This is a genomic window from Microterricola viridarii (assembly GCF_900104895.1).
Taxonomy (GTDB): domain Bacteria; phylum Actinomycetota; class Actinomycetes; order Actinomycetales; family Microbacteriaceae; genus Microterricola; species Microterricola viridarii.
On record NZ_LT629742.1, the window covers coordinates 56,566 to 68,626 of the forward strand.

11 protein-coding genes are annotated in these 12,061 nt (G+C 71.3%); 8 read left to right on the plus strand and 3 right to left on the minus strand.

All coding sequences use genetic code 11. The features are described from left to right. Positions 1–34: 34 nt before the first annotated feature. Positions 35–1,240 carry a DUF998 domain-containing protein gene (locus BLT62_RS00290; RefSeq protein WP_083362254.1) on the minus strand — a complete coding sequence of 402 codons (1,206 nt, stop codon included), beginning with the start codon at positions 1,238–1,240 and terminating at the stop codon, positions 35–37. 112 nt (positions 1,241–1,352) lie between these two features. On the opposite strand from BLT62_RS00290, the gene BLT62_RS00295 reads away from it, so the two are divergent. From BLT62_RS00295 to BLT62_RS00305, 3 genes are all read left to right on the plus strand, one after another. Next, on the plus strand, positions 1,353–2,723 hold the full coding sequence (locus tag BLT62_RS00295) for an FAD-binding oxidoreductase (protein ID WP_083362255.1): 1,371 nt from the start codon (positions 1,353–1,355) through the stop codon (positions 2,721–2,723). A gap of 100 nt (positions 2,724–2,823) precedes the next feature. Then, positions 2,824–3,618, plus strand: a complete 795-nt coding sequence (locus BLT62_RS00300) for an SGNH/GDSL hydrolase family protein (RefSeq protein WP_172829589.1) — start codon at positions 2,824–2,826, stop codon at positions 3,616–3,618. After that, a complete protein-coding gene (locus BLT62_RS00305) occupies positions 3,615–4,508 on the plus strand; it encodes a carbohydrate kinase family protein (protein ID WP_231919290.1) in 894 nt (297 codons plus the stop codon). The genes BLT62_RS00300 and BLT62_RS00305 overlap by 4 nt, the downstream gene beginning before the upstream one ends. Before the next feature lie 57 nt (positions 4,509–4,565). On the opposite strand, the gene BLT62_RS17560 is transcribed toward BLT62_RS00305, so the two are convergent. Further along, a complete protein-coding gene (locus BLT62_RS17560; protein ID WP_156786193.1) occupies positions 4,566–4,736 on the minus strand; it encodes a hypothetical protein in 171 nt (56 codons plus the stop codon). A 159-nt stretch (positions 4,737–4,895) separates the two neighbouring features. Here BLT62_RS17560 and BLT62_RS00310 point away from each other — a divergent pair, with 159 nt between their 5' ends. The 5 genes from BLT62_RS00310 to BLT62_RS00330 all read left to right on the plus strand — a co-directional run bounded on the left by BLT62_RS00310 (position 4,896) and on the right by BLT62_RS00330 (position 11,020). Beyond that, a complete protein-coding gene (locus BLT62_RS00310) occupies positions 4,896–6,602 on the plus strand; it encodes a cation:proton antiporter (protein ID WP_083362256.1) in 1,707 nt (568 codons plus the stop codon). A 377-nt stretch (positions 6,603–6,979) separates the two neighbouring features. Beyond that, on the plus strand, positions 6,980–7,879 hold the full coding sequence (locus tag BLT62_RS00315) for an ABC transporter ATP-binding protein (RefSeq protein ID WP_083362257.1): 900 nt from the start codon (positions 6,980–6,982) through the stop codon (positions 7,877–7,879). Next, complete coding sequence (locus BLT62_RS00320) at positions 7,879–9,009, plus strand: ABC transporter permease (RefSeq protein WP_083362258.1); 1,131 nt, start codon at positions 7,879–7,881, stop codon at positions 9,007–9,009. The genes BLT62_RS00315 and BLT62_RS00320 overlap by 1 nt, the downstream gene beginning before the upstream one ends. Positions 9,010–9,183: 174 nt before the next feature. Continuing rightward, positions 9,184–10,257, plus strand: coding sequence for a threonine aldolase family protein (locus BLT62_RS00325; RefSeq protein WP_083362259.1), 1,074 nt, complete (start codon positions 9,184–9,186; stop codon positions 10,255–10,257). 172 nt (positions 10,258–10,429) lie between these two features. Continuing rightward, complete coding sequence (locus BLT62_RS00330) at positions 10,430–11,020, plus strand: nitroreductase family protein (RefSeq protein WP_083362260.1); 591 nt, start codon at positions 10,430–10,432, stop codon at positions 11,018–11,020. A gap of 67 nt (positions 11,021–11,087) precedes the next feature. On the opposite strand, the gene BLT62_RS00335 is transcribed toward BLT62_RS00330, so the two are convergent. Continuing rightward, positions 11,088–11,957, minus strand: coding sequence for a pentapeptide repeat-containing protein (locus tag BLT62_RS00335; RefSeq protein ID WP_083362261.1), 870 nt, complete (start codon positions 11,955–11,957; stop codon positions 11,088–11,090). Between the last annotated feature and the right edge of the window lie 104 nt (positions 11,958–12,061).

Genomic DNA, 12,061 nt, shown 5'->3' on the forward strand with positions numbered 1-12,061 from the left:
GCTGGCCGCGGGCTGGCCGCGGGCTAGGCCGCGGCTACGCGGCGGGCAGGCCGTCCGGTGCGGCCCGCGCGGCGGCGGCCGCCTCGGCTGCGGATTCGGCGACGGCAGCCTCGGCACGCGCGCGGTGCTCTGCGGCATCCGTTCGCCTCTCGTCGCTCGACGTGGCGGAGACGGTGCGGAGGAAGACGATGATCCAGCTGAAGATGAGCACGGCCGCCACCAGCTCAACCGCCGTCAGGTTGTAGTAGCCGGTCGCGAACAGCACCGCCGTGAACACGATCACGGCGAGGAACAGGTAGCCGAGCGACATGAACGTCTTCGGCAGCTGCGGCAGGAACCGGGGCAGGCCGGCGACGAGCACGGCGAATGCGACCACCATGCCCGTTGCCACCGTGTTGTGGATGAGGAAGAAGTCGTCGACGTGGAAGATGCCGACGCAGGCGAGCGCGATGCCCATGACGACGAGGCCCCAGCGCACGAATCGCACGCCGCGCGGGATCGCCTCGCCCTCGCGGATCAGGCCGGCCGTTGCGTAGCGCGCAATCGTGGTGAGGATGACGCCGGCCACGATCAGGGTGAGGTTGAACGCCATGGCAGACACGTCATCCGTGATGCCCAGCGCGCTCAGGTTCATCCTCCACCAGTCGGGGTCGTTCGAGGTGAGCATGGCGGTGAGCGAGCCGACGACGAGGAACACCAGCAGCACCCCGGAGAGGCGCATGGCGTTCATGCCCGCAGCCGAGAGATAGCTGAAGTAGGCGCTGACGGCGGCCGCGGCGCCGGAGAGGATGAGCGCCGGGATGGTGAACACCTCGGCGCCCTGGAAGCTCTTCTCCAGCAGGTCGGCGATGCCCGTCCACATCAGCAGGAAGATCACGCCGTGGGCGAGCGCCAGTGCGGCCACATCGAGGAAGCGCGGCGCGCGATGGGTGGTGAACCCGACGAGGGGGCCGTCGACGCCGGTGATAACCGCGGGGCCCGCGCCGTCGTGGTGGTGCGCCGAGAGCACGCGACCGCCGACGAATGCGGCGAGCGCGACGGCCGCGCTCGCGATCGCGACGTACTCGCCGAGTGATCCGGGCCCGGCGATGTCCACCGGCTGCAGGCCCAGGACCGGCCACGCCAGCAGCGCGGCGATGAGGAAGGCGATGGCGCCAGCGGCGAGCGCGAGCGATTCGGTCGTGGCCTCTTTGGCGGCGAGCCGCACCCGCAGCTCATGCAGCTGGGCCAGTGCGCTCATCGGTGTCCCCCATGCCGCGCACCGTGCTCCGGGCGGCTCTCGTCCGGTGCGGCAGCGCAGACTGTGAAATCATCATGGCGCAGCCAACTGCCCAGTGTCGAGAGGTCGCACCATGCCTGCCGCAACACCCGCCCCCGTCGTTCTCGCCCTCGCCGCTGCGCTCGGCTCCTCGGTCGTGACGGATGCCGCGGCCCTCCGCGACGCGCAGGCCGACAAGTCGGGGCACCGCTCGGCGGTGCCGCCGCTGGCCGTCGTCGCCGCCCGCACCGTCGCAGAGGTGCAGCAGACGCTCCGCATCGCGAGCGCCCACGGCACCCCCGTCGTAACCCGCGGCGCCGGCACCGGCCTGGCCGGCGGCGCGATCGGCTCCGCCGGCGAGATCGTGCTGTCGACGCTGGCGATGGACCGGCTGCTCGAGGTGAACGCCGCGGACGAGCTCGCCGTCGTCGAGCCCGGCATCATCAACGCGGCCCTGAACGAGCAACTGGCCCCGCACGGACTCTGGTTCACCCCCGACCCGGCCAGCCGCGCCATCTCCACCGTCGGCGGCAACATCGCCACCAACGCGGGAGGGCTGCTCTGCGCCAAGTACGGCGTCACCCGCGACTCGGTGCTCGGCCTCACGGTCGTCCTGGCCGACGGGCGCCTGCTCGAGCTCGGCCACCGCAGCGTCAAGGGGGTCACCGGCCTCGACCTCACCGCGCTCATGGTCGGCTCGGAGGGCACGCTCGGCGTCATCGTCGAGGCGACCGTGCGGCTGCGCCGCCTGGTGCCCGGCATCACGCCGACGATCGGGGCGTACTTCGCCGATGTGCGCGCGGCGGCCGCCGCCTCTGCGGCGGTGACCGCGGCCGGCATCCGCCCCGCCGTGATGGAGCTCGTCGACGCGGCCAGCCTCGACGCGATCGGCGCGCTGCTCGGGCTGCCGCTGCGGGAACGGGGCGCCGCCTACCTGCTCGTGCAGACCGACGGCGCGGCGGCAGAGGCGGAGGCCGCCCAGCTGCTGGCGTTGCTCGCGGCGGCGGGCGGCACGGCCGAGTTGACGACGGATGCCGCGGAGGCCGCGCGCCTGCTCGAGGTGCGCCGCGCGATGCACCCGGCGATGGAGCGGCTCGGCACCACCCTGATCGAGGACGTCGCCGTTCCGCGCAGCGCATTGCCGGCGATGTTCGACGCGATCGCCGCGATCGAGCGGAAGTACGGCATGGTCATCCCGACCATCGCGCACGCCGGCGACGGCAACCTGCACCCGAACTTCGTGTTCGAGGGGCCGGACGTGCCCGAGCACGTCTGGCAGGCGGCCGACGAGATGTTCCAGGCGGCGATCGCGCTCGGCGGCACACTCACCGGCGAGCATGGCATCGGCCTGTTGAAGCGCCGCTGGCTGCGCGGCGAGCTCGGCGACGAGCAGTTCGAGCTGCAGCAGCAGATCAAGCGGGTGTTCGACCCGGCCGGCATCCTGAACCCCGGCAAGGTGTTCTAGGGCGCCCAACCGCCCGTTGGCTCGAGGGAGCCCGCGACCGAAGCCAGCCGCCGCAGCATGCAGGCGTAGGCTCAGTGCGGCGCACGACCTGGAGGCACGGATGTTCAGCAGCTACACCGCAATCGGCGACAGCTTCACCGAGGGGATGGGCGACGAGCTGCCGGACGGCGCGGTGCGCGGCTGGGCGGACTTCGTCGCGATCGGCCTCTCGCAGGCCTCGGTCGCCGCCGGCGCCGGCCCGATCGGCTACGCCAACCTCGCCATCCGCGGCCGCAAGCTCGGCCCGCTGCTGGCCGAGCAGCTGCCGCCCGCGATCGCCATGAAGCCAGCCCTGCTCAGCCTGAACGGCGGCGGCAACGACATCATGCGCCCGAAGGTGCTCATCGACGACGTGGCGGAGCAGCTGGTGCAGGCGGCCAGGCAGGCGGCGGATGCCGGCATCCACGTGCTGCTGCTGAGCGGCGCGAACCCGGGCAAGCACCTGCCCATGGGCGCCGTGATGAACCGGCGCGGCGACGAGCTGGCCGAGGCCGTCACGAAGCGGTTCCCGATCGAGAACATGACCTACGTCGACAACTGGTCAGACCAGGAGCTCACCAGAATCGAGTACTGGTCCAGCGACAAGCTGCACCTGAACGCCCTCGGGCACGCCCGCGTCGCCGGCAACGTGCTGCGCGGGCTCGGCGTCGAGGTGCCGGCGGCGTGGGGCATCGACGAGGCGGCGATCTCGCGGGCGAACGCGCGCAACAACCTCGGCTACTACCGCGACTACGTCGTGCCGTGGATCGGCCGGCGGCTCACCGGGCGCTCCTCCGGCGACGGGCGCGCGCCGAAGCGGGCCAGCCTGCTGCCGGTCGAGGTCGAGGCCACGGGCGCCACCGGAACCGGCGCGTGACGGGCGCTCCCCCCGTCTTCATTGCGGGGCCGGCCTCCTGGAACCACATCGTGCAGCTCGACGCGCTGCCGGATCCGACCCCGCACATGCAGTTCGCGGAGGCGGACTGGCACACCGTCGGCGGCACCTCGGCCGGCAAGGCGCTGCACCTGGCCGAGCTCGGCGTGCCCGTCGCCCTGCACACGCTGCTCGGCGAGGATGCGGACGGCGCGCACCTCCGCGCGCTGCTCGGCGCGGTGCCCGGCATCGAGCTGATCGCCACGACCGTGCCCGGCCAGAGCGAGCGCCACCTCAACCTGATGGACCCGCGCGGCGGCCGGGTCTCGCTCTACCTCAGCAGCCCGGCCGCGCCGGGCAGCGCGGATGCCGCAGCACCCCGCATCCGCACGGCACAGCAATCGGCGCTGCGCTCGGCGGAGGCGGCCGTGCTCGACCTGGCCCCGCTCGGAATCCCGCTGCTCGCCGAGGCGCGGGAGGCCGGCGTGCCGGTCTGGACCGACATCCACGACTATGACGGCAGCGCCAGCTTCCACCAGCCGTTCATCGACGCGGCCAGCTTCGTCTTCATGAACGCCGACAAGATCGGCGACCCGCTGCCCTTCGCCCGGCAGCGCATCGCGGCCGGCAGCCGCCTCGTCGTCTGCACCCTGGGAGCCGACGGGGCCGTGGCGGTCGACGAGAACGGCGAGGTGCACCGGGTGGAGGCCGTGCCGGTGCCGACCATCGTCGACACCAACGGCGCGGGCGACGCCTTCTTCGCCGGCTACCTCGCGGCGAGCCTCGGCGGCGCCGGGGTGGCTGATGCCCTCACGGCCGCGGCACGACAGGCCGCCCGGGCCCTCGGCACGCGGCACCTGAGCCCGCTGCTCGACGGCTCGCTGCAGGGCTGAGCGTTTCAGCGCTGAGGAGCGACGTGCGGAGCGCGGCCGAACGCCGCGCCCTGCCGACTAGTCGAACTTCTCGAGCAGGTGGATCGGCAGGCCGATCGAGAGTGCGACAACGCCGATACCGCCGGCGAACATCGCCATCTCGGCGCCGGGCGTGCTGAAGGCGTAGCCCATCATCACGAGCCCACCGAGGAATCCAAGAATTGCCAGAATCGCAATAAAGCCGTTCATTTCGGTGTCCTCCGCAGTGTCCGATCGCGCGCTCAAGGCACGCCTTCACTCAGTCTGGCATGAATCCCACAGCGCGGTCGCGTTGCGGCTGAGAGGGGCGGCAAGGCAAGCTAGATTCCTGCCCGCGGCGACCCGTGGCAGAGGATCGAGTGCAGGGCAATGGAACCAACAGTTCTCGGTGTAATCGCCGTGGCCCTGATCGTCGGCGCGGCGGTGCTCGGCCGCAAGACGGGCATCGCCTCCGTGCTGATCCTGTTGGTCGTCGGCGTCGCCATCGGCTACCTGCCCGGTTTCCCGCCCATCGACATCCCGCCGGAGTGGATCCTGGCCGGGGTGCTGCCGCTGCTGCTCTACTCCTCCTCCGTCAACGTCGCGTTTACCGACTTCCGTCGGAACTTCCGGGCCATCGCGGGGCTCTCGGTGACGCTCGTCGTCGTCACCTCGGTGGCCGTCGGGTTCTTGCTGTACCTGCTGATGCCCGGACTCGGCCTGGCCGCGGCCATCGCGCTGGGCGCGGTGATCAGCCCGACGGATGCCGTCGCCGCCACGTCCATCGCCAAGCGGCTCGGGCTGCCGAGCCGTCTCGTCGCGGTGCTGGAGGGCGAGAGCCTGGTCAACGACGCGAGCGCCCTCGTACTGCTGCGCTCGGCGGTGGCGGCCACCGCGGGCGCGGTGAGCCTGTGGGAGGTCGCCGGCGACTTCGTCTACGCCTCGGCCCTCGGTGTCGGCATCGGCCTCGTTGTGGGCTTCGTCACGGTGTGGATCAGGGCGCGCATCAGCGAGCCCGTGGTCACCACCACGATCTCCTTCGCAATCCCCTTCATCGCCTTCGTGCCGGCCGAGCACTTCGGGGCGTCCGGCGTGATCGCCGTCGTCGCCGCCGGGCTGGTCACCGGCCACCGCGGGGCGAGCCGCTTCGCCGCCAACCAGCGCATCAGCGACCACACCAACTGGGCCACCGTGCAGTTCATCCTCGAGCACGCGGTGTTCCTGCTGATGGGCCTCGAACTGCACGCGCTGATCGAAGACGTCTCCGGGGAGGAGGGCGGCGTGCCGTTTGCGCTGCTGCTCGGCCTCATCCTCACCGCGCTCGTCGTCGTCATCCGCTTCCTCTTCGTGTTCCTGCAGATGGCGTACCTGCGGCGGTCGGAGCGCAGGCGGGTCGAGCGCGGCGATCTGCACCGCGACAGCTTCCGCGACCGGATCGAGGCCGCGCCCGCCGAGACCGAGCGCCAGATCCGCCGCAAGAGCGGCGTGCTGCGGCGCCTGCGCAAGCACGAGGCCGACAGCGACTTCTACCGCTCGGAGGGGCTGGAGTGGCGGGAGAGTTTCGTCATCTCCTGGGCGGGCATGCGCGGCGTCGTCACGCTGGCTGCCGCGCAGTCGCTGCCGCCGTCGATCCCCTTCCGCAGCACGATGATCCTGGTCGCCTTCATCGTGGCCATCGTCACGCTGCTGGGCATGGGCGGCACTCTGCCGGCGGTGATCCGCAAGACCCGGATCAGCGGCGGCGGCGAGGAGGCGCGCCAGGCCGAGACGCACGAGCTGCTCGACGCCGTGAACCGCGCCGCCGTCGCCGTCCTCGACGACCCGGAGCAGACCGTGATCGACGGCATCCCGGCCGACCCCGCCGTCGTGGCCGGGCTGCGCCGCCGGTACCAGCGGGCGGCGGCGGTCGAGCTCGCCGAGGACTCGGCGAGCGAGATCGACGCGCTGTCGCAGATGCGCATCCTGGACGAGCGGATGCGGCAGACCGCCCGGGCCGAGCTGCTGGACGCCCGTGCGCTCGGCAGCTACAGCTCCGAGGCGATCACCGCGGTGCAGCGGGTGCTCGACATCGAGGAGAGCCGCTTCGACGCGCTCTGAGCGAGCGGGTCGGCTCCTCCCCGCGTCGACCCTCCCCTCGTCGGCTGACCGCTACTCCCACGTCGACTGAGCTCTTCTCCCCTCGTCGGCTGAGCGAGGAACGAGCGAAGCCCTGAGACCGTCTGACACTTCGGCCCGTTGGCTTCGGTCGCAAGCTCCCTCGAGCCAACGGGAAGAGGTGCACCCCCACGTCGGCTGAGCGCCTCACCCCTCGTCGGCTGAGCGAGGAACGAGCGAAGCCCTGACAGCGCCCGCCACGCCAGCGGCCACCGGCATCCACCGTGCGGCGGAGGCCGACACGGAAACCCGCCGTGCGGCGGATGCCGTGCGGTATCCGCGGCTCGTAACCTGAGAGCACCGCAGCGAAAGGTGCCCCCGTGTTAGAGATCCGGAATGTCAACAAGAGCTACGGCGAGCGCGCCGTTCTGCAGGATGTGAGCTTCACCGTCGGCCGCGGCCGGATGACGGGCTTCGTCGGCGGCAACGGCGCGGGCAAGACCACGACGATGCGCATCATCCTCGGGGTGCTGAGCGCGGATGCCGGCACGGTCAGCCTCGACGGAGCACCGCTGACGGCGGCCGACCGCCGCCGCTTCGGCTACATGCCGGAGGAGCGCGGGCTCTACCCGAAGATGCGGGTGCACGAGCAGCTGGTCTACCTGGCCAGGCTGCACGGCTTCGCGCCGGCGGCGGCCAAGCGCAATGCGACTGCCCTGTTGGAGCAGCTCGGCCTCGGCGAGCGCGGCAACGACACCGTGGAGAGCCTCTCGCTCGGCAACCAGCAGCGCGCCCAGATCGCGGCCGCGCTGGTGCACGAGCCCGAGGTGCTGGTGCTGGACGAGCCGTTCAGCGGCCTGGACCCGATGGCCGTGGACGTCGTGCTCGGCGTGCTGCAGTCGCATGCGGCATCCGGGGCGCCCGTGCTGTTCAGCTCGCACCAGCTCGACATCGTCGAGCGGCTCTGCGACGACCTGGTGATCATCGCGGACGGCCGGATCCGCGCCAACGACTCGACCGACGCGCTGCGCAAGCAGCACGGCTCCTCCCGCTACGAGATCCTGCTGGGCGGCGGCGAGGGCGGCACCGGCGACGCCGGCTGGCTGCGTGAGGTCGCCGGAGTCTCTGTCATCGACTTCGACGGCGGCTACGCCCTGTTCGAGGCCGGCGACGAGGCCCGCGCCGCCGTGCTCGAGCGCGCCGTGGCCAGCGGCCAGCTGGCCAGCTTCGGCCCGCACGAGCCCTCCCTTGCCCAGGTCTTCCGAGAGGTGATCCGCTGATGAGCACGACGACGACCCCGCGCGGCACGCGCACCACCCCGAGCATGATGAGCAGTGTCGGCCTCGTCGCCGGCCGCGAGATCAGCGTGCGGATGCGCAGCAAGGCGTTCCTGATCTCGACGGGCATCCTCATGCTCGCCGTGCTCGCCTCGGTCATGTTCGGCGGCCTGGCCAGCCAGAACCCCGAGCTGACCAAGGTCGCCGTGATCGGCAGCTCCGCGGATGCCGCGAGCAGCGCGATCGCCGGCACCGACTCGCTGGAGGCCGTCACCGCCGACTCGCTCGAGCAGGCGGAGCAGATGCTGCGCGACGGCGAGGTGAGCGCCATCGTCGTGCCGAGCGAGGACGCGGCATCCGCGAACCCGGTCACCGTGATCGGGCTCGACCAGGCCCCGAGCGACGTCGTCGGCGCCCTGAGCATCCGGCCGACGATCGAGCTGCTCGACGAGCCCGGGCAGAACCCGTTCCTGATCTACCTCGTCGCGATCGGCTTCGGGCTCGTCTTCTTCATGTCGGCGATGACCTTCGGCACCACGATCGCGCAGAGCGTCGTGGAGGAGAAGCAGACCCGCATCGTCGAGATCTTGATGTCGACGATCCCGGTGCGGGCGCTCCTGGCCGGCAAGGTGGTCGGCAACAGTGTGATGGCGTTCCTGCAGATCGTGGCAATCGCGGCGCTGGCGATCCTCGGCATGGTGGTCACCAGCCAGAAGGTGCTGCTGGGCACCCTCGGCAGCTCGGTGATCTGGTTCGTCGTGTTCTTCGCCATCGGCTTCGTGATGCTGGCGGCGCTCTACGCGGCCACGGCCTCGATGGTGTCGCGCTCCGAGGACATCGGCTCGGTGACCTCCCCCGTGATGATCCTCGTGATGCTGCCCTACATCCTGGTGATCCTCTTCAACAACAACCCGACCGTGCTCGCCGTGATGAGCTACGTGCCGTTCTCGGCGCCGGTCGGCATGCCGATGCGCATCTTCCTCGGCACGGCCGAGTGGTGGGAGCCGCTGCTCTCGCTCGCCATCCTGGTGGTCACAACCGTGCTCACCCTCGCGCTCGGCTCGCGCATCTACAGCAACTCGCTGCTGCGGCTCGGCGCCCGGGTCAAGCTCACCGAGGCCCTCAAGCGCTGACCCTCCCCCGCCCACCACACCCCGTCGAGACTGCGCGACTTGTAGTTCAGGAGGCCCTGAACTACAAGTCGCGCAGTCTCGACGCATGTGGGAGGGGGCGGGAGGGGCGGATGCCGCAGCGAAGCTGCGCCCAGCGCACGAAAACTGCGTGCGGCTGGGTGCGAGGATAGAGCGGTGACTGACTCCCTGCATGACCTGAACTCGCGCGGCTTCGCCTCGGACAACTACTCGGGCGTGCACCCCGAGATCATGGCGGCCATCGCCGCGGCCAATGGCGGCCACCAGGTGGCCTACGGCGACGACGCGTACACCGCGAAGCTGCAGCAGGTCTTCGCGCACCACTTCGGCGAAGGCGTCGAGGCGTTCCCCGTCTTCAACGGCACGGGCGCCAACGTCACCGGCATCCAGTCGATGCTGCCGCGCTGGGGCGCCGTGGTCTGCACGGGCACTGCGCACATCCACAGCGACGAGGCCGGCGCCCCGGAGCGCATCGGCGGCATCAAGCTGCTCACCGTGGAGACCCCGGACGGCAAGCTCACCCCCGAGCTGATCGACAAGGAGGCCTGGGGCTGGGGCGACGAGCACCGCGCCCAGCCTGCCGTCGTCTCGATCACGCAGACCACCGAGCTCGGCACCGCCTACACGGCCGACGAGGTCGCCGCGATCGCCGAGCACACCCACTCGCTCGGCATGAAGCTGCACATGGACGGCGCCCGCATCTCCAACGCCGCGGCCGCCCTCGACCTGCCGCTGCGCGCCTTCACCCGTGACGCCGGCGTCGACGTGCTGAGCTTCGGCGGCACCAAGAACGGCCTGCTGATGGGTGAGGCCATCGTGGTGCTGAACCCCGAGGCATCCACCGGGCTCAAATACCTGCGCAAGATGAACATGCAGTTGGCCTCGAAGATGCGCTTCGTCTCGGCCCAGTTCATCGCGCTGCTGGAGGGCGACCTGTACCTGCGGAACGCCAGCCACGCCAACGCGATGGCCGCCCGCCTCCGCGGCGCGCTCGAGGCCGGCATCGCCGACGGCTCGATCAGCGGCCTGAGCTTCTCGCAGCCGACGCAGTCCAACGCGGTCTTCGCCCAGCTGCCGGACGGCGCCGCCGACCGCCTCCGCGAGAGCTTCCGCTTCTACGACTGGGACGCCGCCAAGAACGAGGTGCGCTGGATGGCCGGCTTCGACACCACCGAGGCCGACATCGACGCCTTCGTCGACGCCATCGCGCGCGAGCTGGCAGCAGGCTAGCGGGCCGCTTGGCCCTGCTCGCCGCTTGGCCCTGCGAGCGGATGCCGGTGCGCCGGCATCCGCTCGAAGAGAATCGCGTGGGCGTGGAATAGATCCGCGCGCACTCACGTTCTACCCCGAGATGCCCCAGTGTTGTGGCTGAACTGCACGCCGCTTTACTGTGAGGAATACCTTGACTCTGCTCGAATCTGCACCCCGTACCGCCCAGACCAGCGCCCCCGTTCTCGACGTTCTCGCCGAGCGTTGGAGCCCCCGCGCCTTCGACCCCGACGCCGTGCTCGAGGCCGGCGCACTCGCCGGCGTGTTCGAGGCGGCCCGCTGGGCGCCGAGCGCGAGCAACACTCAGCCGTGGCGCTTCATCATCGCCCGCCGCGGCACCGAGACCTTCGAGACCATCGCCGCCACCCTCATGGGCTTCAACCAGATGTGGGCCGGCAGCGCCGCCGCCCTCGTGGTGAACATCGCGGTCACCGCGGATGCCGAGGGCAACCCGATGCCGTGGGCTCAGTACGACCTCGGCCAGGCCGTCGCACACCTCAGCGTGCAGGCGCACGCCGAGGGCCTGCACGTGCACCAGATGGGCGGCTTCGACCGCGCTGCGATCAGCGCGGCGTTCGACCTCGCCGAGACCTTCGTGCCGACCTCGGTGATGACCATCGGCAAGCTCGGCGACGCCGCCGCGCTGCCCGAGGCTCTGCGCGAGCGCGAGGTTGCACCGCGCGTGCGCCTCGCCCTCGACGAGATCGTGCTGCTGAACAACTAAGCACGCACACGGCAACGAGGGGCTCCCGCGCCGGCGGGGGCCCCTTCGTCGTCTCGGCGCGGGGCGGTCAGCCGGCCAGCCAGTGCGCGGGGCGCTCCAGCCACGCGGGGATGCGGGTCGCTGCGTTGCCGATGGCGGCGTTCAGCTGGGTCTGGGCGAGGAACAGCGCCGTGCTGAGGTCGGCATCCGCCAGCTGTGCGTCGCGCAAGTCGGCGCCGATCAGGTCGGCGTCGCGGAGGTCTGCGCCGCGGAGGTCGGCCGCGATCAGGCAGGCGCCGCGCAGGCTCGCCCCGCGCAGGTCGGCCCCGCGCAACTTCGCGCTCAGGAGGTCGGCGCCGCGTTTGTCGACCCTGCTCGTCTCCGGATGCCGGGCGCGCACCGCCTCGCTCAGCCGCAGCAGCAGGGTGTTCACGCCCGCCCGGTGGGCGTCGACGTCGAGGCTCAGCAGCTGGCCGGGCAGCAGGCGGGTCGCGGCGTCGGTCTCGGCGAGCGCGGTACGCAGGGCGGCGGGCAGCCCGGCGGTCGTTGCGCCGACGGCATCCGTCGCCCGCTCGCTCGCCTCGCTCAGGTACCAGAGCAGCTCGTGCAGCTGGCGCATCACCGGCAGCAGGGCGAACATGTCGCGCTGCGTCTCGGGCGCCTGCCGCCAGGAGGTGCCGCCGAAGCTCATCTGCGACACCTTCTGCCCGGCGCCGAAGCAGTCGTAGACGGTGCAGCCCTTCCAGCCGTCGCGCCGGAGCGTCGCATGGATTCCGCAGCGGAAGTCGTCCTGCAGATTGCGGCACGGCTCCCCCACCGGCTTGCTCACGGGGAAGTCCGCCGACTTCTCATACGCCAGCGCGACGCAGCAGAGTGCGAAGCAGCTGCCGCAGTCGGCACGCAGGCCGAGCTCGCTCCGCGGGGCTGCGGCCCTGTTCCCGCCGTCATTGGTGGACATGACCACCAGCCTAGGACGCCGGGTGCCGGCTGCACCCGTGGTGGTGGTGGTCGTGGTGGTGCCGTGTGCCGCCGCCCGTCTCGTCGGGCGGCGGCACACGGCGG